The sequence below is a fragment of the [Borrelia] finlandensis genome, from assembly GCF_000181875.2.
Taxonomy (GTDB): domain Bacteria; phylum Spirochaetota; class Spirochaetia; order Borreliales; family Borreliaceae; genus Borreliella; species Borreliella finlandensis.
On the sequence record NZ_ABJZ02000005.1, the window covers coordinates 521,176 to 546,801 of the forward strand.

Annotated in this window: 22 protein-coding genes and 2 tRNA genes; 9 read left to right on the forward strand and 15 right to left on the reverse strand. The window is 28.7% G+C overall.

Annotated features, from left to right (window positions below; translation table 11 throughout):
* Positions 1–3: 3 nt before the first annotated feature.
* A complete protein-coding gene (gene trxB / locus BSV1_RS03770) occupies positions 4–984 on the forward strand; it encodes a thioredoxin-disulfide reductase (RefSeq protein ID WP_008882781.1) in 981 nt (326 codons plus the stop codon).
* A gap of 55 nt (positions 985–1,039) precedes the next feature.
* On the opposite strand, the gene rlmB is transcribed toward trxB, so the two are convergent.
* The 4 genes from rlmB to grpE are packed head-to-tail and all read right to left on the reverse strand — an operon-like array spanning position 1,040 to position 5,370.
* Positions 1,040–1,780 carry a 23S rRNA (guanosine(2251)-2'-O)-methyltransferase RlmB gene (gene rlmB / locus BSV1_RS03775; RefSeq protein WP_008882703.1) on the reverse strand — a complete coding sequence of 247 codons (741 nt, stop codon included), beginning with the start codon at positions 1,778–1,780 and terminating at the stop codon, positions 1,040–1,042.
* 1 nt (position 1,781) lies between these two features.
* Positions 1,782–2,876, reverse strand: a complete 1,095-nt coding sequence (gene dnaJ, locus BSV1_RS03780) for a molecular chaperone DnaJ (RefSeq protein ID WP_008882771.1) — start codon at positions 2,874–2,876, stop codon at positions 1,782–1,784.
* Entirely contained in the window at positions 2,876–4,783 is a 1,908-nt protein-coding gene (gene dnaK, locus BSV1_RS03785) for a molecular chaperone DnaK (RefSeq protein WP_008882833.1), read from the reverse strand. Before dnaK ends, dnaJ begins: the two co-directional genes overlap by 1 nt.
* Positions 4,784–4,806: 23 nt before the next feature.
* The gene (grpE, locus tag BSV1_RS03790; RefSeq protein ID WP_008882627.1) at positions 4,807–5,370 is read right to left on the reverse strand and encodes a nucleotide exchange factor GrpE; all 564 of its coding nucleotides are present in this window, start codon (positions 5,368–5,370) and stop codon (positions 4,807–4,809) included.
* A 377-nt stretch (positions 5,371–5,747) separates the two neighbouring features.
* Here grpE and nadE point away from each other — a divergent pair, with 377 nt between their 5' ends.
* Complete coding sequence (gene nadE / locus BSV1_RS03795; RefSeq protein WP_008882495.1) at positions 5,748–7,286, forward strand: NAD(+) synthase; 1,539 nt, start codon at positions 5,748–5,750, stop codon at positions 7,284–7,286.
* A 690-nt stretch (positions 7,287–7,976) separates the two neighbouring features.
* On the forward strand, positions 7,977–8,831 hold the full coding sequence (locus BSV1_RS03805) for an inositol monophosphatase family protein (RefSeq protein ID WP_008882418.1): 855 nt from the start codon (positions 7,977–7,979) through the stop codon (positions 8,829–8,831).
* Between the two features lie 23 nt (positions 8,832–8,854).
* Here the strand turns inward: BSV1_RS03805 and BSV1_RS03810 are convergent, their stop codons facing one another.
* The gene (locus BSV1_RS03810; protein ID WP_002557113.1) at positions 8,855–9,277 is read right to left on the reverse strand and encodes a hypothetical protein; all 423 of its coding nucleotides are present in this window, start codon (positions 9,275–9,277) and stop codon (positions 8,855–8,857) included.
* A gap of 103 nt (positions 9,278–9,380) precedes the next feature.
* On the opposite strand from BSV1_RS03810, the gene BSV1_RS03815 reads away from it, so the two are divergent.
* Both BSV1_RS03815 and BSV1_RS03820 read left to right on the forward strand, forming a co-directional pair.
* Positions 9,381–11,207, forward strand: coding sequence for a hypothetical protein (locus tag BSV1_RS03815; protein ID WP_008882834.1), 1,827 nt, complete (start codon positions 9,381–9,383; stop codon positions 11,205–11,207).
* On the forward strand, positions 11,200–11,988 hold the full coding sequence (locus BSV1_RS03820) for a type III pantothenate kinase (RefSeq protein WP_039949569.1): 789 nt from the start codon (positions 11,200–11,202) through the stop codon (positions 11,986–11,988). Before BSV1_RS03815 ends, BSV1_RS03820 begins: the two co-directional genes overlap by 8 nt.
* Before the next feature lie 19 nt (positions 11,989–12,007).
* On the opposite strand, the gene BSV1_RS03825 is transcribed toward BSV1_RS03820, so the two are convergent.
* From BSV1_RS03825 to BSV1_RS03840, 4 genes are all read right to left on the reverse strand, one after another.
* Positions 12,008–12,955 carry an aldo/keto reductase gene (locus BSV1_RS03825; protein WP_008882487.1) on the reverse strand — a complete coding sequence of 316 codons (948 nt, stop codon included), beginning with the start codon at positions 12,953–12,955 and terminating at the stop codon, positions 12,008–12,010.
* 91 nt (positions 12,956–13,046) lie between these two features.
* Complete coding sequence (locus BSV1_RS03830) at positions 13,047–13,856, reverse strand: TIGR02757 family protein (RefSeq protein ID WP_008882349.1); 810 nt, start codon at positions 13,854–13,856, stop codon at positions 13,047–13,049.
* Complete coding sequence (locus BSV1_RS03835; protein WP_008882794.1) at positions 13,840–14,454, reverse strand: glucosaminidase domain-containing protein; 615 nt, start codon at positions 14,452–14,454, stop codon at positions 13,840–13,842. Before BSV1_RS03835 ends, BSV1_RS03830 begins: the two co-directional genes overlap by 17 nt.
* A gap of 2 nt (positions 14,455–14,456) precedes the next feature.
* Positions 14,457–15,749: a hypothetical protein gene (locus BSV1_RS03840; RefSeq protein ID WP_008882727.1), complete on the reverse strand. Its 1,293-nt coding sequence runs from the start codon at positions 15,747–15,749 to the stop codon at positions 14,457–14,459.
* Between the two features lie 193 nt (positions 15,750–15,942).
* Between BSV1_RS03840 and BSV1_RS03845 the strand changes: the two genes are divergently transcribed.
* The 4 genes from BSV1_RS03845 to BSV1_RS03860 are packed head-to-tail and all read left to right on the forward strand — an operon-like array spanning position 15,943 to position 21,067.
* Complete coding sequence (locus BSV1_RS03845) at positions 15,943–16,704, forward strand: MBL fold metallo-hydrolase (protein ID WP_008882618.1); 762 nt, start codon at positions 15,943–15,945, stop codon at positions 16,702–16,704.
* 24 nt (positions 16,705–16,728) lie between these two features.
* Entirely contained in the window at positions 16,729–17,496 is a 768-nt protein-coding gene (gene xth / locus BSV1_RS03850) for an exodeoxyribonuclease III (RefSeq protein WP_008882525.1), read from the forward strand.
* 15 nt (positions 17,497–17,511) lie between these two features.
* Entirely contained in the window at positions 17,512–18,285 is a 774-nt protein-coding gene (locus BSV1_RS03855; protein ID WP_008882494.1) for a hypothetical protein, read from the forward strand.
* A complete protein-coding gene (locus BSV1_RS03860; protein ID WP_008882443.1) occupies positions 18,266–21,067 on the forward strand; it encodes a M16 family metallopeptidase in 2,802 nt (933 codons plus the stop codon). Before BSV1_RS03855 ends, BSV1_RS03860 begins: the two co-directional genes overlap by 20 nt.
* 157 nt (positions 21,068–21,224) lie before the next feature.
* Here BSV1_RS03860 and BSV1_RS03865 read toward each other — a convergent pair.
* The 6 genes from BSV1_RS03865 to fusA all read right to left on the reverse strand — a co-directional run bounded on the left by BSV1_RS03865 (position 21,225) and on the right by fusA (position 25,404).
* Positions 21,225–21,297: transfer RNA gene (locus BSV1_RS03865), tRNA-Lys, on the reverse strand.
* A 108-nt stretch (positions 21,298–21,405) separates the two neighbouring features.
* Positions 21,406–21,478 (reverse strand) — tRNA-Lys (locus BSV1_RS03870).
* A gap of 48 nt (positions 21,479–21,526) precedes the next feature.
* The gene (locus tag BSV1_RS03875) at positions 21,527–22,171 is read right to left on the reverse strand and encodes a tetratricopeptide repeat protein (protein ID WP_008882344.1); all 645 of its coding nucleotides are present in this window, start codon (positions 22,169–22,171) and stop codon (positions 21,527–21,529) included.
* Positions 22,168–22,566: a bactofilin family protein gene (locus tag BSV1_RS03880; protein ID WP_002656249.1), complete on the reverse strand. Its 399-nt coding sequence runs from the start codon at positions 22,564–22,566 to the stop codon at positions 22,168–22,170. The genes BSV1_RS03875 and BSV1_RS03880 overlap by 4 nt, the downstream gene beginning before the upstream one ends.
* A gap of 34 nt (positions 22,567–22,600) precedes the next feature.
* Positions 22,601–23,299, reverse strand: coding sequence for a Bax inhibitor-1/YccA family protein (locus BSV1_RS03885; RefSeq protein ID WP_002656001.1), 699 nt, complete (start codon positions 23,297–23,299; stop codon positions 22,601–22,603).
* Between the two features lie 23 nt (positions 23,300–23,322).
* Entirely contained in the window at positions 23,323–25,404 is a 2,082-nt protein-coding gene (gene fusA, locus BSV1_RS03890; protein ID WP_008882337.1) for an elongation factor G, read from the reverse strand.
* Between the last annotated feature and the right edge of the window lie 222 nt (positions 25,405–25,626).

Below are 25,626 nucleotides of genomic sequence, written 5' to 3' on the forward strand. Positions count from 1 at the left end.
GATATGTTAGAATTTGAAACTATTGATATAAATCTAACCAAGAAGAAAAATCTATCTCAAAAAGAGGTAGATTTTATTGAAGATGTAATAATTGTAGGATCTGGCCCGGCTGGACTAACAGCTGGGATTTATTCTGTTATGAGTAATTATAAGGCTGCTATTTTGGAAGGTCCTGAACCTGGGGGACAGCTTACTACAACCACAGAAGTTTACAATTATCCTGGCTTTAAAAATGGAATAAGTGGTAGAAATTTGATGTTAAATATGAGGGAGCAAGTAGTAAATCTTGGGGCTAAAACTTTTCCCGAAACCGTTTTTTCTATAAAAAGGAAGGGTAATATTTTTTACCTTTATACAGAAAATTATATTTATAAAAGTAAAGCTGTTATTATTGCTGTGGGATCAAAACCCAAAAAACTTGAAACTCTTAAAAATTCGGGTTTATTTTGGAATAAAGGTATTTCGGTTTGCGCTATTTGTGATGGACATCTTTTTAAAGGGAAAAGGGTTGCAGTAATTGGTGGAGGCAACACTGCCCTTTCAGAATCAATTTATTTAAGCAAATTGGTGGACAAGGTTTATCTTATTGTGAGAAAAGATAATCTTAGAGCTATTGCTATGTTAAGAGATAGTGTTGCTAAGTTGCCTAATATTGAAATTTTGTATAATTCAGAAGCCATAGAAGTAGATGGCAAATCTTCTGTTTCTTTGGTTAAGATTTTTAATAAAAAAGATAATGTTGTTTATGAATTAGAAGTGAGTGCTGTATTTATGGCTGTTGGCTATAAGCCAAATACAGAATTTTTAAAGGGATTTTTGGATTTGGACAAAGAAGGATTTATTATCACTAAAGATGTTGTTAAAACAAGCGTTGATGGTGTTTTTTCATGTGGAGATGTTAGCAATAAACTTTATGCTCAAGCCATTACTGCTGCTGCTGAGGGGTTTATTGCATCTGTTGAGTTGGGAAATTTTTTAAAATAGTTTTTATTAAGATGTTTTTGTTTTTTAAAATGAAGTTTTTATATAATTTAATGTTTTAGAGTAGATTTAATTGTCTTTTGATTTCAAAAATTAAAATACCTGTAGATACAGAAACATTAAGTGAGTCTATTTTTCCGCTGGTTGGTATCCTTATTAAAAAATCAGAATTTTCTTTTATTAGCTTATGTACACCTTTTCCTTCATTTCCTAAAATAAGTGCAATTTTTTTATCGTTTATTTTGATTTTGTTTATATCTTGTCCTTTAATATCACCAGCATATATCCAAAAGCCATAATTTTTTAAAAGATTTATTGTGTTGTTTATGTTTGTCACTGTCATTTTTTTTACATATTGACTTGCGCCAGAGCTAGTGCGCAAAACTGTTGAATTGTCTTTTGCGCTGCGTTTTTGAGTAGTAATTACAAGATCTATACTAAACTGTTCTGCTGTTCTAAGGATTGCTCCAAAGTTTTGGGGATCTTCTATTTCATCTAGAAGTAAAATGAAAGCATTTTCTTTTTTTTTAAATGTTTCTAGTAAGTTTTCAAAATCTTTGGTTTGTGTTTTTACATTTTTATTTTTTTCAAGTTTTAATTTTAATGCAAATCCTCTGTGGTCTTTGTTTTTAAGAATTTTGTCAAGTTCATTTGTATTTATTCTTATTATTTTTATATTTTGTGTTTTAGCTAGCTGTTCAATTTCTTTAGTTTTTGGACTTTTTTTTGATATATAAAGTTCAAATCCTTTATTATTTTTTATGCTTTCAATTATTGAATTGGCATGAGTTATATACATATTATGCTTTGAGTAAATCTATTTCATCATCATCTTTTAATTCTTTGCCCAAGTTTTCAAAAAGTTTAATAGCATTAGAATTTAAATTTTTAGGTGTTTTTATTTTGGTGATTAATATTAAGTTTCCAAGCTTTTCGGTTTGAAGAATTGGCATACCTGCGTTTTTAATTAAAATTTGTTCTTCATTGTTTATTCCTTTTGGAATGTGTATTTTGATCTCTTTTGAAGCAATTGTTTTTATTTTCACTTCTTTTCCAAGCGCTGCTTGAGTAAAGCTTATTGGAAGCATTGCATAGAGATCTTTACCATTTCTTTTGAATACTTTATGAGATCTTATCAATATTTTTACATAAAGATCACCATATTCTTGATTGTCTGGATTAACATTCCCCTTGCCTTTCATTTTTATTTGTTGGTTATTATCAATGCCTGGGGGAATGTTTAATTGAATAGTTTCTTGCTTTGCAAGACTCCCTTTTCCTTTACAGGATTTACAAGGGCTTGATATTATTTTACCTTCTCCGTAACATTTAGAACATGTTGTTGTAACTCTGAAAAATCCTCCGCCTTGTACTACTCTTCCGCTGCCGTTACACATGTTACATATCGAAGGATTTGTATCTTTTTCGGATTTTTTCCCGAGACAAGAATCACAGAGCATTTGTCTTGTTATGCTTATATTATTTTTGTACCCAAAGTATGCATCTTCAAGAGATATTTCTATGTTATATCCCAAGTCTTCACCTTTTGCATGTTTTCTATTTCTTTCTTGTCCTTTGTTTCCAGTGAAAAATGAATCAAAAATATCGCCAAAATCTTCAAAGATGTCTGAAAATCCACTAAATCCACCTGAAAATCCTTCAAATCCCCCTCCTTCAAAAGCGGAATGCCCAAATCTGTCGTATTTAGCTTTTTTATTATCATCTATTAAAATTTCGTAAGCCTGAGTAGCTTCTTTAAAGATAGAGGCGGCTTCTTCATTCCCTTGATTTCTGTCTGGGTGATATTTAATTGCTATTTTTCTATAAGCTTTTTTTATCTCATCTTTTGAGGCTCCTTTTGAGAGCCCCAAAATTTCATAATAATCTTTTTTCACTATTTTTTATCCTCGTCAACAACCTCATAATCAGCCTCTTTACCCTCTTCGCTTGTATTGCTTTGTGGGCCATTTTCTTGTTGGCTGCTTGCATTTTGCTGGGAAGAATCTTTATACATCATCTCAGCTATTTTGTAAGAAGCTTTTTGAAGTTCTTCTGTTCTAGATTTTATAAGTGAAATGTCTTCTTTTTCAAGACTTTCTTTTAATTCTTTTATTTTACTTTCAATAGCTTCTTTGTCTTCGCTTGAAATTTTTTCAGAATATTCTTTTAATGATTTTTCTGTTTGATAAATTAAAGAATTAGCTGTATTTTTTGCTTCAATATTTTCTTTTAATTTTTTATCTTCTTCCGCATGAGCTTCTGCATCTTTTACCATTCGATCTATTTCTGATTCAGAGAGTCCTGATGATGATTCAATTCTAATTTTTTGTTCTTTGCCCGTTCCCATATCTTTTGCAGACACATGAACTATTCCATTAGCATCAATGTCAAAGCTGACTTCAATTTGAGGTACTCCTCTTGGTGCTGCTGGTATTCCATCAAGTATAAAATTACCAAGTATTCTATTTTGTGCTGCCATTTCACGTTCACCTTGAAGGACTTTAATATCAACAGAGGTTTGATTGTCAGCAGCTGTGGAGAATACTTGACTTTTTTTTGTAGGAATTGTGGTGTTTCGTTCAATAAGTTTAGTCATAACCCCGCCTAGTGTTTCTATTCCTAGTGAGAGTGGAGTAACGTCAAGGAGTACCATGTCTTTAGTTTCTCCTGTTAGAATACCACCCTGAATAGCAGCTCCAATTGCTACAGCTTCATCTGGATTTACTCCCTTGTTAGGATCTTGTCCAAATATATCTTTTACAATTTTTTGAATAGCAGGAATTCTTGTTGATCCACCCACAAGTATTACTTCATTAATATCAGAAGCTTTAAGTCCAGCATCTTTAATAGCCTTAAGGCATGGTTCTTTTGTTTTTTGAACTAAGTGGTCTACCATTTGTTCAAATTTTGCTCTTGTTAGAGTATGTTGTAAGTGTTTTGGACCATTTGCATCTGCTGTAATAAATGGAAGATTTATTGAAGCTTCTTGAGCGCCCGAGAGTTCTATTTTAGCTTTTTCGGCTGCTTCTTTGAGTCTTTGAAGAGCCATTTTGTCGTTTGACAAATCAATAGCACTTTCTTTTTTGAATTCTGAAATTAAATGTTTTATTATTTCGTCGTCAAAATTGTCACCACCAAGATGTGTGTCTCCATTGGTTGACTTTACTTCAAAAACACCATCTCCAAGTTCCAATATTGAAATGTCAAATGTTCCTCCACCAAGATCGTAAACAGCAACAATCTCTTCGTGTTTTTTTTCAATTCCATAAGCAAGAGCAGCAGCAGTTGGCTCATTAACAATTCTTTTTACTTCAAGACCTGCTATTTTGCCAGCATCTTTTGTGGCTTGTCTTTGAGCATCATTGAAGTAAGCAGGAACTGTAATGACAGCCTCTGTAACTTTTTCACCTAAGTAAGCCTCTGCTGTTTCTTTCATTTTTGTAAGAGTTGCTGCTGAGATCTCAGGCGGTGACATTTGCTTTTTTATATTGGAAATGTTTACTCGTGCGTCGCCATTTAGCCCCTTTTCTATTTTATAAGGAACCATTTTTATTTCGCTTGCAACCTCTTCAAATCTTCTTCCCATAAATCTTTTAATAGAATAAATTGTGTTTTCAGGGTTTGTAACCATTTGGTTTTTTGCGACTTGCCCCACAAGTCTTTCGCCTTTATTTGTGTAAGCAACAATAGATGGAGTAGTTCTTCCCCCTTCTGAATTTTGTATTACAACTGGTTTTCCATGCTCCATTATAGCTACGCATGAGTTTGTTGTTCCTAGGTCAATACCTATTATTTTGCCCATATTATAAACCTCCTTTTTTCTAATTAATTTTTGCTTTGAGCAACTTTAACTTTCGCTGTTCTTAATATTCTGTCGTTGTAGCAATATCCTTTTTGGTATACTTCTACTATTTCTGGATTTTTAAGACCCTCTTTCTCTTCAATGCTTATTGCTTCATGACGACTTGGGTCAAAATTTTCGCCATTTTCTCCAAATTTTTTTAAATTATATTTTTTATCAAAGATTGATAGTATTTCATTTTCAATCATACTTATTCCTGTTAATAAGTTGTCAAAATCTTTGGATTTTTTTGAAGAGTTAATAGCTCGTTCTAAGTTATCAAGAAAATTAACGACATCTTTCATTATGGTTTCATTTGCAAATTTAACAAAATTGTCTTTTTCTTTTTCTAATCTTTTTCTGAAGTTTTCAAATTCTGCTTGTTTTCTTAAATACAAATCTTTAAGATTGGAGATTTCATTTTCAAGTTCAGTAATTTTTTTATCAGAATTTACTAAATTTAAGTTTTCTTTTTTTTGAGATTTTGTATTTTTATTATCTTGTTTGTTGGTTTTTTCAGATTCGCTTTTTGTTTCTTTTTTTTCCATTTTTCCTCCTTTGATAAAGCATTTTATCTTTAAAAAAAATATTTTACAAATTTTTTTCTTTCTTGAAATTTAATAAAATTGATTCATTTTGATCATTTGCAAGATGTATATTTTTCTTAAGCTTTCAGTAATAGTGTTGTATTGATACATATTGTTATTTAGTAAAATGTTCGTGTGTATTTTTTTGTCAAAATAAAAAATTTTATTTTTTTATTTATAAGAATATTTTTGGTATCATTTTTTGATTTTGTTGTGTTTTTAGTGCTTTTAGACATCCTTAATATTAGGGTATTGTTAAAATGTGGGTGAGTATTAGCTTTGCCAAGCTGTTAATTTTTTTTATTGTAATTTAATGTATTATTACTTATTATTTACCTATGAAAATAAGCATTGCTCAAACAAAATACAGAGCTTTAGATTTTGATAAATGTATTGCTGATTTTAAAATTAATTATGATGAAGCTTTGCTAAGGGGATCAGACGTTTTAGTTTTTCCTTCTATGTTTTTAGGCAATACTAAGTATGGTGAGTTTTTTGGGCTTTCTAAATATTCTCAAAATATATGTAAGTTCATTGAATTTATGAAAGAGCAGGTTAATGATAACACTTTAATTGTTTTTGGTCATAGTGTTTATGAGGGTGGTAAATTTGTAGATGTTATTTCTGTCATCAGTAATCATAAAGTTATTCTAACTGTATCACAATGCAATTTGCCTGGTTTTTTTAGTTATAAGGACAATTTATTTGCTATATTAAATTTTGAGGATGCTTTGTTATTTAAAGAATTAATTCCCAAATTGGGTGAGGATTTAAAGAAGGCGCAGTATTTAATAATACCGTCCAAATCTTACTTCACTAAGGAGAAGAATAATCTTAGGTTAAAATTCTTTCAAAGAGTTGCTATTGAGAATAATCTAGATGTTATTTATTCGAATTTTTATGGAGTTGAAGATTCTGCAGTTTATGATGGGTGTAGCTTTTTTATTAATAGTTTTGGCAAGATAAAGCAAGCCAAAGGATTTGAATTTGATTTTATATCTAATGATACATTCCAAGATTTAAAATTTGATACATCTAACGAGCTTTTTGAAAAAATTATTTTAGCAATATCTTTTGTTTTAAGAAAATATGTTTCTTTTTCGGGATTTTCCAAAGTTCATTTGGGGGTATCTGGGGGTATTGATTCTTCTCTTGTTGCGTATCTTGCATGTTTTGCTTTGGGCGCTGAGAATGTTGTTGGGATTTCTATGCCTAGTAAATTTTCATCAGCAGGTTCTATTTCTGATGCTAAAGAACTTTCTAGAAAATTAGGTTTTAAATTGATTGAAATGCCAATAAAAGATTTATTTGAGGTAAGTAGTAGATTTTTTGAAAGATATTTTGATGTTAAAGGTATTACTGGAGAAAATTTGCAAGCGCGGTTAAGAGGGCTTTTATTAATGTCTTACAGTAATTCTCAAAATTCTTTGCTTTTAAATACTGGTAACAAAAGCGAAATTGCAGTTGGTTATTGTACCCTTTATGGGGATACTTGCGGAGGACTTTCTTTGATCGGAGATCTTTTTAAGACTGAGATTTATGATCTTGTAAATTACATTAATGCAAAATTTGACCAATGCATTATTCCTGTTAATATTATTTTAAAGGAGCCTTCGGCTGAGTTAAGGTTTGATCAAAAAGATAGTGATTATCTTCCAAAATATGAAGTTCTTGATGTTATTTTAAATAGATATTTGATTGGCAATGAATCTGTAGATTCAATTTATCTTAATTTTGAAAAAGGTATAGTTGATAAAGTTTTAAATCTTTATTTTAAAAATGAATACAAAAGAAAGCAGGGAGCTCCTATAGTTAAAGTTTCTAAAAAAACTTTTGGTTTTGAGCTTTCAATGCCTATTTTAAATAATATGATTTGAAATTATGATTGGAGTTTGGGTTTTGAAATTCTTTTCTTTTTTAAATTTTATTAATAATATTTTTTACTGGAAAAAATTGGAAAATAGCTTTTTAAGTTCAAATTAAATTTTATCCCTTTAAATCTATTTAATAGACATATCTGGTAATAGTATAGGATTTGCTTTTTTATTTCTTAGTGTATTAATATTATTAATTTTTATGTTGTGATAGCTTAAATAACACAAGTCCTTTTTAAGTGTTAAACTATGTCAATAATTATTTATTGAATTTAGAAGTAATATGTATATTCCATTGTTGTATAGAATTTTGAATGTAAAAATTATAAAAATGAGATTTGTCCCAATGCTTTTACTTCAGTTTTTTAATTTTAATGGGATTTATGGGATTTTAGAACTTGAACAAAGGACATTGTTTTTAATTGGGATCTATGTATTTCTATTAGAAAAAAGAGTTTGTGTTTGATAAATTTTCTTAGCTTTTGATATTTAATAGAATCTGTGAGATTGAAAATAAAAAAATGTGAGTATGGATATTTATGATTTTTATACTATGTTTAGTAAACGCTATTCTAATTTAGTGCATTTTTAGAGATGCTTTATTGAAAAATATTTAATTTATCAAAGTATAATGCTTTTAAAGATTATTTTTCAATTTTAGAATTTATTATTAATAAGAGAATCAAGATAAAAATGGATTGGGATTTTGAAAAAATTATATTTTTATTAAATGAATCAACTAGGCTTGCATTAAGTGGTTGTACTAAATTGATTTTAGATTTTAAATCCGATGGGTCTATTGTAACTCAGGTTGATAAGCAAATTGAGCAATTCTTATTCAAGGAGATCAAAAAGCCTGGAAATTTTGTTCTTGGAGAAGAGACAATATCTACTTATGAAGAAGAGTGCATCAAAGATGCTTTAATATCAGAGAGTACTTTTATTATTGATCCTATTGATGGAACTTCTTCTTTTGTAGCAGGTCTTCCTTCATATGGAATATCGATAGCGTATGCTAGTGGCGGCAAAATTATTGAAGGAGCTATTTCTCTTCCTTTAAGCGGAGAGTTTTTTATTACTTCTAAAGATAATGTATTTTATGCTAAAAAAAACATTGGTAGTTATCCTTTAAAAAAGGATTTTAATAAATTTATTTTTGATAATTCTAAATGTTACAATATTCATAGTTTACTTGCAGTTTCAAGGTCTATTATAAGGGCATTTAATCTTGATATTTCTTCTCATATTCATATTAATGGTTCTTGTGTCTATTCTTTTGCTAAACTTTTTACAGGTTCTTATAAGGCCTACTTTTCTTTTGTAGGACTTTGGGATATTGCAGCGTGTTTAGCTATTGGTGATAAATTGGGCATGGTTGGCGAATTTTATTGTGGTAATAAAATGACATTAGATATCTTAGATTCAATGTATATTTTAGAGCCTAATAATCATAAAAGATGGTTCTTGAAAGATTTTTTTATTTATTCTGATAATAAATCAACAATAGACATTGTAAGGAAAGGCGCAAATAAAAAAATCAATAAGTAATGTATAAAAAAAATTCAAAATTATTATTTATGTTTTGCGGTTTTGTTGTTATTAGATTCAATGTCGAGTGTTTTGATTAGCTTGTTTAAGGTCCAGCTTGAAAATTTTATGTAAAGCATTTTAAATGGATTTTTTGTATTTTTCTTTAACACTTTTAACGATTCTATATTCATTAAAGCTATTATTTCTTTTAGTGTTTTTGGTAAATTATTGAAAATTTTGGAGCCTATTTTATGTCCTTCTAGAATAAAATTTTGAAGAGTTATTTGATCTTTTTTTTGTAGGCGCCTCATATATAGCTTCAAAATACGCTCTTGAGATTTCATAATTTCTGAATTAATTTGTTCTTGTTTTTTGGTAATTTTTTTCTTGTTTTCAATAATAGGTTTTTTAGGTAGAGACTTGTAAGGGTTTGTTCCTGGAATATAATTTTTAGGAATTTTCATATATTTTACTCCTATTTAACTAGCTAACCTATAATTTTATTATTTTTTTTGTTTTTATGCAATCAATATTGATATTTTGATTTTTTATGATTAGAATCATCATATGAAGGAGTTTTTAAGGGCAGGGGCTTTTAATTTATTGCTTGGTGCTTTAATATTGTTTGTTGTTATTTTTTTACAATTTAGGAATTTAAACTTAAATATATTTTTTTTAAAAGATATAAAATTAGAAGTAAATAATAAGGTTTTAAATAGTGAATATACTTTAAATGATCTTGTTGTTAATGTTAGGGGACTTAGGATATTTTTGTCCAAGTTTAATCCACTTGTTGTTTTAGAAACAGGTTTAAATCTTTTGCCCATCTCTTATAAAGTGCAAGACATGGGTATTTATGTTTATTTTGAGAATAATATTTTTCTCGGATTTTTGCTTGATTCGGAAAATAATTTTAGCATTGAATCAAATCTCTCTAAGAGCTTTTTGTTAAGTTATGAAGTTGAAGATCATTATAAGGTTTTATTAGATAAGCCTATTATTTCAATAAGACAAGGGGAGAATTTGGAATATAAAATCTTTTTAGGAGAAAATGTAAAGATAAGAGAAAAAGATATTTTGATTTCTCCTCAAGCAGCATTTAGAATTGGCAATGCTATTTATATCGATTCACCAAAGAAAAATATTCCAAATTCCATTATAGAGGGCAACCAAACTAATAAAAGTAATATATTAGATTATTCTATTATGCATTCAAAAATTAAAGAGGTGGATAATAAGATTTTTAATGATGCTTTAAGCAATTTTAGACAAAATGCTTATGATTCTTGGAACAATTCTGTTAATTTTAATGCTTCAAAGGGAGGATGGCTTAAATACGGTGTTTATAGCTTTGATGAAAATTTAATGGTTTGTTTTTTAGCAGAATCTTTAATCAGAGGGGATCACGAGTCAATATTTTTAAAATTAGATTCTTTATTAGCCAAAAATGAACATAAGTTGACTTATTTAAGTTTATGTTATTATGCTAATTCATATCAATTTGATAAATTTTTTTCTTATTTATCAAGGAATAAAACTTTTATTGATTCTCTTGAAGAAGACAGGCTTGTGGTTTATTTAAAGGAAGATCCTCGTCTTTTGGAAAAAATTTTTTTATCAGAAAACGGTTCTAAATTAAATGGTGCTTTAAATCTTCTCAAAGATCCTAAAAAAATATTAAGTTCTAATTTTAATTTTAGCCAAGCCTACAACATTTTATCTAATTATCTTACTTTTCTTAAGATTAGAGTTGACGATTCTTTTTATTTAAGTTTTAAAAAGGAGCTTTATAAATTTATATTTACTTTATTTGGCGTTACAGATGAAGGAAAAATGTATATTTTAAATAATAGCATTAATTCATCTGATATTGTTGAGCATGCATTAAAGATTTCTGGGGTTCTTAAAAGAATGGCATCTTATTTAAAAGATAGCCTAATATTAAAGCTTTCATTGAATGCAATTTATTATTCTTTAATGAGGAGTGATTATGCCAAAGGAATTCCTTATGAAAGCTATTATTCTGATATTATTGATAATCAATATATGCCCCAATTTATCTTTATTTCTAGCTATGGATCTATCAGGTGGATATATGCTGCTTCTAGGGTTTTAAATCGTGAAATTACTGATACTAAAGTTGCAATTGATTTTGATCAAGAGATTAATTATTCAAGCTATATATTTTTTGGAAACATTTTAAATCCAACTTTAGTTAGATTTAGAGAAATTGATTGGTTTACAGATTATAAGTTTTACGTATATTCTGATGGTTGGAAGTATTATCCTTTAAACAAAATTTTGGTTATTAAAGCAACGCCCAAGAAAAAGAGAACTTTTAATCTTTTATTGAGATTTGACAAAATTGCAAAAAAAATAAATATTTATGAATAAACCTTTATTATCAGAATTGATAATTGATATTGGAAATACCAGCATTGCTTTTGCCCTATTTAAAGATAATCAAGTTAATTTATTTATTAAAATGAAAACAAATCTTATGTTAAGGTATGATGAGGTTTATAGCTTTTTTGAAGAAAATTTTGATTTTAATGTAAATAAAGTTTTTATAAGCAGCGTTGTTCCTGTTCTTAATGAAACATTTGAAAATGTCATTTTTTCTTTTTTTAAGATAAAGCCTTTGTTTATTGGTTTTGATTTGAATTATGATTTGACATTTAATCCTTACAAAAGCGATAAATTTTTGCTAGGCTCAGACGTTTTTGCCAATCTTGTTGCAGCCATTGAAAATTATTCATTTGAAAATGTTTTAGTAGTAGATCTTGGAACAGCTTGCACCATTTTTGCTGTTAGCAGGCAAGATGGAATACTTGGTGGTCTTATAAATTCTGGTCCTTTGATAAATTTTAATTCTTTATTAGACAATGCCTATCTTATCAAAAAATTCTCCATTAGCACTCCAAATAATCTTTTAGAGAGAACTACATCTGGGAGTGTAAACAGCGGTTTATTTTATCAATATAAGTATTTAATAGAAGGTGTTTATCGTGATATTAAGCAGATGTATAAAAAAGAATTTAATTTAATAATTACTGGGGGTAATGCGAACCTAATTTTGTCATTAATTGAGATAGAGTTTATTTTTAATATTCATTTAACTGTAGAAGGCGTTAGAATTTTAGGAAATTCTATTGACTTTAAGTTTGTTAATTGAAATATTTGTTTTTGAAGTTTTAAATTTTTTTGTTAAATAAATTTGGGAAGTTTTTTGTTTGGTGATTAAAATTATCTAAAATTGATGTAATCTCTTCATATATTTTCTCATTAATTTCTGCTTTAAATGAATTCACGTTTGATTCTACATAATTTTCCTTGCTAAAGCCCACTATAAATCCACTTAATTTTGTTTTTTTAAGCCATGAATATGTTAATTCTAAAATTGTTAAGTTATTTATCTTTGCTATCTCCTCAAGTTTATTTATGGTTTTCAAAGTATAAGGCCAAATTTCTTTTTTGAAAAGTATCAATTTTTCTGTTCTAATATCATTAAATTTGTTTTTGTCTTTTATATTAGCTTTAGATAAAAGTCCTTGAGCAATTGTTGAATATGATATGGTGGCAATATTATTGTCTTCACAGTAAGGAATTACATCTTTTTCTTTATTTCTAAATAAGGGGTTGTATCCTATTTGGTTTACGTCAATTTTGCAAACTTTTTTTATGCTTTCCATGTGTGATATTTCAAAATTACTTACACCTACATATTTTATTCTTCCTTTTGCTCTCATTTCTTCAAGAAATGATGCGATTGGTCTTAGGTCAAAATCGTTTTTAGGCCAGTGTATATAGTAAATATCTATATAATCAGTTTTTAAATTTTTAAGACTTTCATTAAAGTTCTCTCTATATTCTGAAATTTCCATTGGGTAGCATTTACTTGCAATTAAAATATTTTCTCTTATTGTTGGATCTTTTTCTATTATTTCGCCAATTATTTTTTCTGAAATTCCATTTCCATAAGCTCTTGCAGTGTCAATATTTCTGATCCCGTGATCATATGCTTTTTTTAATATTTTTTTAGCAGTTTCTTTTTCGACTTGCTTAAAATATCCTCCTCCGAATTGCCAAGACCCTAAAATTAATTTGCTATAAGTATTTATCTTTTCTTTAAGATTATTCACAGATTCTCCTTTTTATTTTACGATAAATTGGTATTTTTGTTTTAATGATGATTTAAGTATGTCTTATTTTAAAAGTTTTATAAATAAAATTTTATAGTTTGTTAATATTTTTTAGCAATTTTTCTTTATTAAAATCTCTATTTATTCCAAATCTGGTTAAAGAGAAATCGTATTTTACAGGATCTTCATTATTTTCTTTTGAAAAATAGCTTGTAATTTTTATTGCTTGTTTAAGATTTACGTTTTTTATTTCTTTGATTTTAAATAGTTTTGAAGCAATGCTTGTCATATGAGTATCCATTGGCACTATAAGCTTATTGGGATTGAATTTATTCCAAATACCTAAATCGACCTCATCTTTGCGTATCATCCATCTTAAGAATAAAAAAAGCCTTTTACAAGAACTTCCCTTTGAAGGCTTTGGGAGTAGCATGCCAAATTCTCTCCCATTTATTTTTTCCATATGCTTTATTAATTCATCTATGCTAAGTATAAAATCTTGGTTTTTATAATAAATACTGTAAAGAAGATTTTCAAGCGTATGGTGCTGTTCTTTTATTATCTTAAGGGTGCACAGTAGCCTTACAATATCTTCTCCTTTGAAAAATCTATAAACGAATCCTTTAAATATTTCTTTTAAGTCTTTTTCATTTGCTAGCTTAAGGCTCTCAGAAGGGGATTTGCCAAGTGGTTTGAGTATTGTCTCAATTGCTTCTAAAATTTTTTCTACTCTTCCAAGGGACAATGAAGAACTAATTAGGCCTACAAGTTCAATGTCTTCTTTTTCTTTATACCTGTATAGAAATTCTAAAGGATCAGGATGTATAAATTTTTTTTTATTGTATTTTGAATATATTTTTTCTAGAAAATCATATAGCGAGCTTTTAGCTTTTATTTGCATTATTATATTCTAATAGTTCTAATAATATTTTTTTAAGTTTTTTGTCGTAAAATTTGTCTTTTGCCCATTTCCCAGTCAAATCATATATTGTTGGAGCAGATCCTCTTTTAACAAGGTAAAATCTAGGATCAACCATATTTGATTTGATATTTTGTTTTGAAGCATAAGCTTTTAAATGTTGAATGTGAGCTTTAATTCCTTCTGTAATATTGGAAAAAGAATTTCCTTTTGTAAGATTATTAGTAGCGCCTATTCCTGAAAAATTGTGTTGCTCTTTTGAAACTATTCCATTGAATTTTAGAGCCCCTGTTTCTAATAGCATTTGAGCATAGGCAATGTCATAATTAACCCCTTCGATCAAAGATTCGTCTATATAGGTTTTAGCAACAGTATTTACATAGTTTTTGTCAAGCTCTGGATTTATTTCTAGAGTATATTTTACAAGGTCTTCTAGCTGAGTTTTTCCTCTGCTTATTAAAAAGGGAATATATTTTTCCTTTTGTATTTCAGTACTTATTTCGATTATCTCTTCATTACTATGAGCTTTATTTGTTAAAAAGATGTTGAGCATTGCAAATAGCAAGAATTTTTTTATCATTATTATTTTTCCTCTTCAATAAATTTATTAATTTCATTAACTATAGAATTAAATTTTGATAACATTGATTTTTTGTTTTTTAAGAAATTAAAACTTTTTAAATAGCTTCTGCTAAAAATAAGATCAGAAATTTCTGCAATATTGCTTATGTCTGTTAGCTTTATGGAGTTTGTATTAGCAACTTTTGTGTGGAGGTTCTTTTCATTTTCTTTTAGAATTAGTTGTAAGTTTTTTAAATTTCTTATTGTTTGCGGCTCTCCCCCTATATTGATATATTTTGCTATGTTTGTGTTTTTTGCAAGGATAAAATTAGCAATATTTGCTTGATTTCCTAGTGTAATTAACGTTAGTTTATTGAGGTTCATTTTTGAATTTAAAAATTCCAAATTTTGGCTTGATTTTGCTAGTTCAATAATATTTTGAATTTCAGTTTCAGTAGATGCAATATCAGCTTTTTCATTAAGGATATTGGCAGGCTCAATTAAATAGCTAATGCTTTTATTGATTACATAGCTAAATATACTTTTATGGCTATTTTTAATAAAATCGTAGCTTTTCATATGTTTATATTTTGGTGAATATAAATAAACAATTTTTCCTTTCTTAACAAGCCTGCTAACTAGAGATTTGAACATTGAATCGTGAGAATAATAAGGAAGTATGAGTAAAACAGAATCATATAGTTTTTGGTTATTGCTAATAAGGGCTTTTTTATATATGTTATTCTGTTTTGATAAATAATTCATTTCGTTTATGAAAAAAGGATTAAATTCGTACAAAAGAAATGGATTTTGTTTTTTAAGGCCCAATGTTGAGCTTACAGGGTACCAAATCGATAAGTTTAAATCATTTTTGTGATCTTTAATTCTTGCGAAGCCAAGTTGATAGCTATTGTTTTCATCTTTGGGATAATTTATAAAAAGTGCTAAGTATGAAAAAATAGTTGCAATAATAACTGTTAAAATAGCGGGCATTACAAGTATTGTTTTTAGCAAAATTGAAAGAAATATTCCTTTTGATTGTTTTGCAGACCCGTTGTTGATTTTTCTTCTACTATTTACTATTGTTTTGATGTTTTTAAAGAAGATTATTATCATAAAGATTAAGAATATACTGCCAATATATAACATTAACGGTCTAATTTCTGTAAAATATAAAGTTATTACAAAAAACGTACCTGGAAATATTATGAAGTAGTCTTCATAAGTGAATTCTTTTTTAAAATTAAATAAATTTACTATTAAAAATATGCTAAAACTGGTTAAGAAAATGAGTTCATAAATTTGCGTATCCATAAAAATAATTTTTCCTTAAATAATTATAAGCATAAAAGCAATTTTTCCAAAATAGTTTACAGAATTGATTATTAAATAGTGTTAATCTAATTTTAGATTTAAGAAGAGTTGTTTGATTAAGAGAGTTTATTTTTGTTTAATATAAAATGTTGTGTTAAAATAGATTATGTTTACAGGCGAAAGGTAGTAACATATGGTTGGAACCTTTTTAGGAACGGGGGCTTCAAGTGGTGTTCCTATGTTAAATTGTAGCTGTAAAGTCTGTACTTCAAGTTATAGTAAAAATAAAAGATTGAGAAGTTCTTTTTTTCTTGAGTCATCTTCTGGCATCAAATTGTTGATTGATACAGGTCCTGATATTAGACAGCAACTTTTAAGAGAGAAAATAGATAAGCTTGATTTAGTGCTTTACACGCATGAACATTATGATCATATTATGGGTTTTGATGATATTAAGTTCTATACACGATGTGCCCCTTTAAACATTTATGCTAGAGATACTGCCATGGCTCACATAAGGAATGCTTTTCCGCATAATTTTACATCCAAACCCTCTTTAAGTGGAAAGGCAGACATTATTGCCAATGTTATTAGGGATTTTGAGCCCTTTTTTTTTAAAAGTCTAAAGATAGTGCCAATTCCTTTGATTCATGGGGATATAATTAGTTTGGGTTATAGGGTAGGCAATTTAGCGTATCTTACTGATGTTAAATTTATTCCCGAAGCGTCTTATGATTATTTAAAAAATTTAGATCTACTCATAATAGATGCTATGAGGATTAAGCCTCATCCTGCGCATTTAAATTTTTCAGAGGCTTTTTGTGTAATTAAAAAGATCAATCCTAAAATTTCTTACTTTACACATATTGCACACGATATAATGCATGAAGAATTTGATTATTTAGAAAAAGATAATATCTATTTAGCTTATGATGGATTAAAGATTTATATTTGATTTAACTTTAGTTAGAGAGGATTTATGAAATTAATTTCATGGAATGTAAATGGAATTAGAGCTGTTTTAAAGAAAGGTTTTCTTGAGTTTGTAAAAGAATATACCCCAGATATTTTATGTATTCAAGAAACTAAAGCTCTAAGAGAACAGTTACCAAAGGATTTAATTCTTGAAAATTATTATTCTTATTTTTCAAAGTCAAAGATTAAAGGTTATAGTGGTGTTTGCATTTATTCAAAAGTTGAGCCTATCTCTGTAAGGCTGCTTGGAGAAGAAATTTTTGACAATGAGGGTAGGGGGCTTGTAGCATGCTACGACGATTTTATATTGGTTAACGGTTATTTTCCTAATTCTCAAGTTTTAAGAAGAAGACTTGGGTATAAACTTGATTTTTTATCTTATGTTGAAAATCTTGCAGATTCTCTTGTATGTGATGGTAAAAATGTAGTAATTTGTGGTGATTTTAATATTGCTCATACCGAGATTGACCTTATAAGCCCCGATTCTAATAGAGAGTCTCCAGGATATTATATTGAAGAGACTACTTGGTTAGATGATTTTTTAAACAAAGGATATGTGGATACATTTAGGATATTTAATAAGGATCCTGGTTATTATACTTGGTGGAGCTATAGAACAAGAGCTAGAGAGAGAAATATGGGGTGGAGAATTGATTATTTTATTGTTAATGAATTTTTCAAGAGAAATGTTGAAAAATCTCTAATTTTAGACAAAGTAATGGGAAGTGATCATTGCCCTGTTTTTTTAGAGTTGGCTGATGTAGTTAGCTAAAGGGGAGAGGCTAGATTGAAAAAAAACATTGTAATTTTTTATTTAATATTTATTGTTAATTTTAGTTTTGGAATTGCTTTAAATGATTTTGATTTTTACCGTAGTCTTGAAAAGGAAGAATTGATATTTTTTATTAATTTATTAAAGAGGGAGCAACTTGTTTTGGAAAATAGTTGCGCTTTAGAGTATATTGAATTAGCCTATAAGGCATTAAAAGAAAAGAATATAAATTTATTATTAAAAAATGACAAAGAATTAGCGGCAGATAATAATACCGAGCACTTAGTGCAATCCAAGGCATATAACAATGCAAGGCTTATCTTTAATGCCACAAAGGATTTAAATACTTTGGTTCATATTGGCAAAGATGGTCTTTTAAAGACTTTAGATGGGAGAAATGTAGGGGTTAAGGACAATAAATTTATTATTTTAGATTCTTTTTTGAATAACGATTTTTATGATGATGTTCCAAGCGAATATACTACTATTGAAATTTATAATAAAAGCATTTTAATGCCCAATTTAAATAAATTTCTTCTAGATAAGCGCTTAAATCCTTTTATTTATCTTGAAGATTTTAATAAAAACGTTTACTTAAATGATATTCCAAAATTAAGCAAAGAAGAGTTGTTGTTTTTATTTTATGAACTATTTCCAGTTTCTAAGCTAAAGAGTTTAAAAGATTGGAATGATTTTGGATTTTCATCTATTTCAAAAGCATTGAATAAAATTTATTCTGAAAAAATAAATTCAATAAGGGGGAGTGCAAATGAATTATCAAAGAATTAAGAATTATTGTAAATTTACAAGCGTTTTTCTATTTTTTTTGTTTTCCTGTGTTTCTAATGAGTTAAAGTTAGATCAAAGTTTGGTAAAAGGAAAACTTGTCAATGGGCTAAGGTATTATATTTATAAAAATCAAACCCCAAAGAATGCCGTTAATATGGGAATTGTTTTTAATGTGGGCTCTCTTAATGAAGAAGATAATGAGAGGGGAATAGCGCATTATCTTGAACACATGGCTTTTAATGGGACAAAAGATTATCCAGGAAATTCCATAGTTGATGTTCTTAAAAAATTTGGAATGCAATTTGGTGCTGACATTAATGCCGCTACTAGTTTTGATTTCACTTATTATAGACTTGATTTGTCAGATGGCAATAATAAAGATGAAATTGATGAATCTATAAATATTTTGAGAAACTGGGCTTCTCAAATCAGTTTTATGAAAGAAGAAATAGATCTAGAGCGAAATATTATTGTTGAGGAAAAAAAGCTTGGTGAGACTTATCCTGGAAGAATGTATGAGAAAATGTATAAGTTTTTGACAAGCGGAAGTCTTTATGAATTTAGAAGTCCTATTGGACTTGAAAAGCAGATTTTATCTTTTCAGCCAGAGGATTTTAAAAAATTTTATAGAAAGTGGTATAGACCAGAACTTGCAAGTGTTATTGTGGTGGGAGATATTGATCCTATAGAAATTGAAGAGAAGATAAAGAAGCAATTTATTTCTTGGAAAAAGCCAACCGATAAAATTAAAGAAGTAAAAGTAAGTTTAGATGTAGAGCTTAAAGATAAATTTTTACTTTTAGAAGATTTGGAAGTTGGAGAGCCTAGTTTAATGTTCTTTAAAAAGGAAATTATTAACTTTGTAAAGACCAAAGATGACCTTTTAAATGATATTAAAAGGTCTTTATTGGCTGCTCTTTTTGAAAATAGATTTTCTGAATTAAAGACCGCTGGGGTAAAGCAATTTAAAAATGTTTCAAATAAAGATTTTTTTTCATTTAAATCAGATAACAATAATATTGTTGCAAAATCGATTTCTTTAAACTTTAATCCAGATCATTTGAACGAAGGAATACAAGACTTTTTTTATGAGCTTGAGAGGATAAGAAAATTTGGATTTACCCAAGGTGAGTTTGAAAAAGTTAGATCTCAGTTTTACAAATCTTTAGAATTAAGGAAAAAGAATATAAATAAAACAAATTCATGGGCTATTTTTCAGGATTTAATAGAAATTGTTATTGATGGTTCTAATAAATTTGATATGAATGAATATTGCGATCTTTCTGTTCAATATTTGGAAAAGATTGATTTAAAAACAATAAACAATCTTGTAGGAAGAGAGTTTGATGTAAAAAATTGTGCAATTTTTTATTCTTACCATGGAAGAGTGCATCCTGTTCTAACTCTTGAAGATATTGACAATCTTCAAAAGATAGCTTTAGAAAGAGAGTTAAGGCCTTATGAGAATTCTTTAATTGAAGGTAAATTTTTTAAGAAGTCTTTAGATGATAAAGATATTATTAGAGAAAATGAGTTTGAAAATGAAATTTCGTCATTTGTTCTTGAAAATGGGGTTGAAGTTTATTTTAAATATAATGATCAAAAAAAGGGTGTAATTGATTTTAGTGCAACTTCTTGGGGAGGTTTAATTAATGAAGATTTAAGACTTATTCCTGTTTTATCTTTTGCTCCCGGAGTAGTATCTGGTTCGGGTTACGGTGATTATTCTGCATTACAGATTGAAAAATATTTATCAGATAAAGCTGTTTCTTTAAGAGTTGGGGTTGGAGCTCAAGAATCATATATTTATGGAAGTTCAGATAAAAAAGATCTTGAAATTCTTTTTCAGCTTATATATTTTACTTTTAAGGAACCCAAAATAGATGATGTTTTTTTGCAAAATGCTATTAATAATATAAAAGCATTAATAAAGAGTAATGAAAATAGTTCTAATTATCATTTTAAAAAAGCTATTAGTAAATTTTTAAATAATAATGATCCTAGATTTGAAGATACAAAAGATAGTGATTTACAATATTTTACAAAAGAAAATATTTTGTCTTTTTATAAGAAAAGGTTTACTTATGCAAATAATTTTAAGTTTGTCTTTGCTGGAGACTCAGATATTCAGACAATAAAGGCTTATTCAAAGAAATATTTAGGCAATCTTAACTTCAAAGAAATAAACGAGTATAAAGATTTAGATTACTCTTACAGTAAAAATTTTAATAAAATAGTTGTAAGGAAGGGAAAAAATTCAACTAGTTTTGCCTATGTAATTTATCCTTTTAAATTTAATTATTTAGCAGAGACCTCGTTAAATTTAAATGCTTTAGCGGATCTTTTAACGGATGGGCTTATAAAAAATATTAGAGAAAAAATGTCTAGTGTTTATGCAATTCAAGCTTCTTTTGACTCCAATTTAAGGAAAAATGTAGATTCCGATGGTATTTTGTCTATTTTTTTTACTACCGAGCCTAAGGAGCTAGATAATGTTTTAAATTCTATTAATCGCTATATGACCGAAAGACAAAAAATAGATTTTAATGATAAAGATTTTTCTTATGTTAAGAAGAATTATGTTAAAAATACAAAAATAAATTCAGAGAATAATGGTTATTGGATTTCAAATATATTGGCGTCATTATCATGGTATGGAGTATTTAAAAATAATTTTGGTGTTAAGTTTATAGAGACAAACTTAAACAAAGATTTAATAAATGAATTTTTTAAGAAAATTAATCTTGATGAAAAAGCAGAAATATTGCTAATACCTGAATAGCTTGTGTTTACTTAAAAAACATTCTTGTTTTCTGGGTTTGCTAGAAAGCAAGAATGTTTAGCCCATTTTTATTAGCAAGACATCCTCTAGGGGAATCGAACCCCTCTTGCCAGGATGAAAACCTGGAGTCCTAACCGATAGACGAAGAGGACAAAAGTGAGCTCAGTAGGACTCGAACCTACGACAAACGCCTTAAAAGGGCGCTGCTCTACCACCTGAGCTATGAGCCCAAAAGTCATTTTATGACCATCGGAAGTAATAATATATTTATTTTCCAATAATGTCAAGTTAAATTGGCATAAAATTAATAATTTATACCAAAAATGTATTTAACAATTTGAGCTGCACAGGACTTGAACCTGTAACCAGCGGATTAAGAGTCCGATGCTCTACCACTTGAGCTAGCAGCCCAGTTTATTAATTTGCTAACAATAAGAATAAGTTTTTATAAATTGAATGTCAAGGTTTGTTGTTGCTTTTTTTTAATTCTTCTAGTAAATTTTTTGCTTCTAGATTATTAGGAGAGATTGTAAGAATTTTAATTAGTGCTTCTTCTGCTAATATTTTATTTTTTGCATTTATTCTTGATCTTGCTAATTTTATTAATAGATTTTGGTTATTAGGAGAAAAACGTAATGCATGTTCGTATGCAAAATCTGCTTCATTGTATCTTTTTAGCTCATAAAAAGAATCTGCAATTAAATTATAAACTTTTATTATTCTTGCTCCTTTAGAATCAAGGCTAATGTATTCTTGAAAGTATTTTAATGCATTGTCATAATTTTTTTGAAAAAAATAAGCTTCTCCTAGTGCTTGAATAATTCTTATGTCATATTTTTTAATGCCAAGTCCTATAATCGCCTCTTTTTCAGCTCTCTTGTATTCTCCTATGGCTATTAAGCTCCATATCAATATTGTCCTAGCATCTAAGTTGCTAGGATTTAGTCGAATTTCTTCTAACGTGTTTAAAATAGCTTCTTTAAATTTTCCTTCTTTGTATAGAAGAAGAGAGTCTTCTTTTTCTTTAGGCAGCGATTGTCCAAATAATAAGCTTGAATTGGATAGCAGAATTAAAGCTATTTGTAATAGAAAAAAAAATTTCATTCTTCTAAATCCTCCATTTCACAATTCCCTTTAAATATTGCTCCAGAATCTATAAAGAGTTCTTTGGTTTTAATGTTTCCTATTAATTTGCCGGTTTTATAGATTTTAATTGTTTTTAAAGCCTCAATGTTTCCTTTTATTTTGCCATGATTTAGTAAATGTTGACATTTTATTTCAGCTTCAACATCAGCTTTTTCCCTTAGATAGATTGAGTTTGATGAGTTTATTAAACCCTTAAGCTTTCCTTCTATTATTATTGGCTTATTGCTTTCAATATATCCTTCAAACTCAAAATTTTTTTTTATTACATTTTGAGTACTACTTTCTTCGAATTCTAAGCTATCTATACTCATTGAAACCTCTAAAAATGAATGCTTTAAAGTTAAAGCATTCATTTTTTATTGAATTTTTTATGAATTTTTTATGATTTTAATCGTTTCTTCTTTGGCCCAAAAATCTTAGAAGATATAAGAATAAATTTATAAAATCTAAATAAAGTTTAAGTGAGGCTACAACCGCCATTCTGTTTTTTATTTCAGTGTCGTCTTGTAGCATTTTGTCCATTTTAGAAATATTTTGAACATCGTAAGCTGTTAGGCCTGTAAATATGACTACGCCCAAAATAGATATAAGGAAATTAAGGCCTGAACTTCTAAAAAACATATTAACAAGAGATGCAATAATGATTCCCCATAAGCCCATTATTAAATAGCTTCCCATTTTTGTTAGATCTGTTGTTGTAGTGTATCCATAAACAGACATTCCAAGAAATGTTCCAGCAGTAATTCCAAATGTGAATACTATTGATCCTTGTGTATAAATCATAAATATAGAAGATAATGTTACTCCTGTTAATGCTGAGTAGAGCAAGAAAAGAGCTGTTGCAGTATTGCTTGATATTTTATTAAGAGCACCACTTATTGCATATACAAGTCCAAATTGTATAAGTATCATAGCCATAAATGACATTGAATTTGAGAATATTATTGCTTTGATTGTTTGATTTTCTGAGGTTGCATATGCAAATACTGCTGAGATTAAAAGTCCAATTGACATAAGCCCGAAAACTTTGGCTAAGAACTTGTTTTTTATTAGTATTTCTTGTTTTTCTTGTGTTAAATCGATCATAATAAAGCCTCCTTATTATTTTATTAAGATTTGTTTTGATCGTTAAATTTTTTGCGAAGTTCATCAAATATAGCACTTGGGACTTTTCCATACCTTAAGAATTCCATTGAGAATTCTGCTTTTCCTTGGGTAGAGGATCTAAGGACTGTTGAAAATCCAAACATTTCGCTTAAAGGCACCTCGGCCTCAACTTTTGAAAAACTTCCATCTTCTAGCGAACCTGTTATTATTCCTCTTCTTTGGTTTAAAAGTCCAAACATATTGCCTTGGAATTCAGTAGGTCCTTCAAGGGTAACTTTCATTATTGGCTCAAGGATTGTAGGTTTTGCTTTTTCATAAGCCTCTCTAAAAGCACCAATTGCTGCTAATTGGAATGCAATATCAGATGAGTCAACAATGTGATATTGGCCATCATTGATTGTAATTTTTATGTCAACTATTGGAAAGCCAATTAATGTTCCCCTTTCCATTGCTTTTTGGAATCCTTTGTCACATGATGGGATATATTCTGTTGGGATTACTCCTCCTTTTATTAGATTGACAAATTCGTATGTTTCTCCTTCTTTGTCAAGAGGTTCCATAAACCCTGCAACTCGTCCAAACTGACCAGCTCCCCCAGATTGCTTTTTGTGAGTATAATTAAATTCAGCTTTTCTTGTAATCGTTTCTCTATAGGCTACTTGCGGCATTCCGGTTTCAACTTCTGCCTTGAACTCTCTTTTCATTCTTTCAATGTAAACTTCTAAGTGTAGCTCTCCCATGCCTTGAATTATTGTTTCATTTGATTCAATGTCAACATAAGTTTTAAATGTTGGATCTTCTTTTGTAAATCTTCCAAGGGCTTTGGCCATATTATCAGCAGATTTTTTATCTTTTGGTTTTACAGAAAGAGAAATTACTGGATCTGGAATAAACATTGATGTCATTGAATAGTTGATCGATGGATCACAAAACGTATCTCCTGATGCGCATTCTATTCCAAATAAAGCAACAATGTCACCACTTCCTCCAAATTCAATGTCTTCTGTATTATTTGCATGCATTCTGATAAGTCTTCCGACTTTGAATTTTTTGGAAGTTCTTGAGTTGATAAGTTCTTGTCCTTTTTTTAAAATTCCTTGATAGATTCTCACATAAGTTAACTGTCCGTATTGTCCGTCTTCAAGCTTAAATGCAAGAGCAACAGTTGGGAGTTCATTGTCAATTTTAAGATCGATTTCTTTTTCATTATTATTTAGGTCAAGAGCGGTGTTTTTTATATCATGAGGGGATGGCAAAAATCTGGTTACAGCATCTAAGAGCAATTGCACTCCTTTGTTTTTATAAGCAGATCCCATAAATACAGGGCATAATTTTAAAGCCAATGTTCCTGTTCTAGTTGCATTGTATATTATTTCAGTAGGAACTTCTTTTCCTTCCATGTGTAATTCCATAAGTTCATCATTAAAGTCAGCAAGAGTATCAAGCATTATTTCTCGTTTGCTTTTTGCTTCTTCTAAGAGATCTGAGGGTATTTCTTTTTCTATTATTTCTGTTCCATCTTTTCCTTCAAAATAGTAGGCTTTCATTAATACAAGGTCTATAACTCCAATATGTTTGTCTTCTAATCCAATTGGGATTTGCATTAAAACGGAGTTTAAGTCGAGTTTTGATCTTAGTTGATCTTTTACATTGTAGGGATTTGCTCCGGTTTTATCACACTTGTTTACAAATGCAAGGCGCGGCACACTATATCTTTTAAGTTGTCGATCAACAGTTATTGATTGGGATTGAACTCCTGCAACAGAATCAAGAACCAATATTGCTCCGTCAAGTACTCTAAGAGATCTTTCAACTTCAATTGTAAAATCTACGTGTCCGGGTGTATCAATAATATTTATCGGAAAATCTTTCCATTCAACGTGAGTTGCAGCTGATGCTATTGTGATTCCTCTTTCTCTTTCAAGTTCCATTGAGTCCATTGTTGCACCAACCCCATCTTTGCCTTTTACTTCGTGAATTGCATGAATTTTATTACAATAAAAAAGAATACGTTCTGTAAGAGTGGTTTTTCCTGAGTCGATGTGCGCGCTAATACCTATGTTTCGTAATTTATTATAGTCCATTAGACTTTGTCCCTCCTGATGATATGTGGGTAGAAGATTAACTATCTTAGTAATTTTACAAAATTTTTTTTTAAAAATCTATCTTATATCGTTTTATATTATTAAATATTTGGAAGTTTGAACTATTTTATATGAAATTTGACAGTTTGCTTGATTAAATTTGCAATAATGTATATCCTTATTTTAGGGAATATATCATTTAGTAGATTTTGATTTTATTGA

What these genes read in the sequence shown, in the direction of transcription:
- trxB (WP_008882781.1), top strand. Translation starts at nt 4, where the DNA reads ATGTTAGAATTTGAAACTATTGATATAAATCTAACCAAGAAGAAAAAT.
- rlmB (WP_008882703.1), bottom strand. Translation starts at nt 1,780, where the DNA reads ATGTATATAACTCATGCCAATTCAATAATTGAAAGCATAAAAAATAAT.
- dnaK (WP_008882833.1), bottom strand. Translation starts at nt 4,783, where the DNA reads ATGGGCAAAATAATAGGTATTGACCTAGGAACAACAAACTCATGCGTA.
- grpE (WP_008882627.1), bottom strand. Translation starts at nt 5,370, where the DNA reads ATGGAAAAAAAAGAAACAAAAAGCGAATCTGAAAAAACCAACAAACAA.
- nadE (WP_008882495.1), top strand. Translation starts at nt 5,748, where the DNA reads ATGAAAATAAGCATTGCTCAAACAAAATACAGAGCTTTAGATTTTGAT.
- BSV1_RS03805 (WP_008882418.1), top strand. Translation starts at nt 7,977, where the DNA reads ATGGATTGGGATTTTGAAAAAATTATATTTTTATTAAATGAATCAACT.
- BSV1_RS03810 (WP_002557113.1), bottom strand. Translation starts at nt 9,277, where the DNA reads ATGAAAATTCCTAAAAATTATATTCCAGGAACAAACCCTTACAAGTCT.
- BSV1_RS03815 (WP_008882834.1), top strand. Translation starts at nt 9,381, where the DNA reads ATGAAGGAGTTTTTAAGGGCAGGGGCTTTTAATTTATTGCTTGGTGCT.
- BSV1_RS03820 (WP_039949569.1), top strand. Translation starts at nt 11,200, where the DNA reads ATGAATAAACCTTTATTATCAGAATTGATAATTGATATTGGAAATACC.
- BSV1_RS03830 (WP_008882349.1), bottom strand. Translation starts at nt 13,856, where the DNA reads ATGCAAATAAAAGCTAAAAGCTCGCTATATGATTTTCTAGAAAAAATA.
- BSV1_RS03835 (WP_008882794.1), bottom strand. Translation starts at nt 14,454, where the DNA reads ATGATAAAAAAATTCTTGCTATTTGCAATGCTCAACATCTTTTTAACA.
- BSV1_RS03840 (WP_008882727.1), bottom strand. Translation starts at nt 15,749, where the DNA reads ATGGATACGCAAATTTATGAACTCATTTTCTTAACCAGTTTTAGCATA.
- BSV1_RS03845 (WP_008882618.1), top strand. Translation starts at nt 15,943, where the DNA reads ATGGTTGGAACCTTTTTAGGAACGGGGGCTTCAAGTGGTGTTCCTATG.
- xth (WP_008882525.1), top strand. Translation starts at nt 16,729, where the DNA reads ATGAAATTAATTTCATGGAATGTAAATGGAATTAGAGCTGTTTTAAAG.
- BSV1_RS03860 (WP_008882443.1), top strand. Translation starts at nt 18,266, where the DNA reads ATGAATTATCAAAGAATTAAGAATTATTGTAAATTTACAAGCGTTTTT.
- BSV1_RS03875 (WP_008882344.1), bottom strand. Translation starts at nt 22,171, where the DNA reads ATGAAATTTTTTTTTCTATTACAAATAGCTTTAATTCTGCTATCCAAT.
- BSV1_RS03880 (WP_002656249.1), bottom strand. Translation starts at nt 22,566, where the DNA reads ATGAATGCTTTAACTTTAAAGCATTCATTTTTAGAGGTTTCAATGAGT.
- BSV1_RS03885 (WP_002656001.1), bottom strand. Translation starts at nt 23,299, where the DNA reads ATGATCGATTTAACACAAGAAAAACAAGAAATACTAATAAAAAACAAG.
- fusA (WP_008882337.1), bottom strand. Translation starts at nt 25,404, where the DNA reads ATGGACTATAATAAATTACGAAACATAGGTATTAGCGCGCACATCGAC.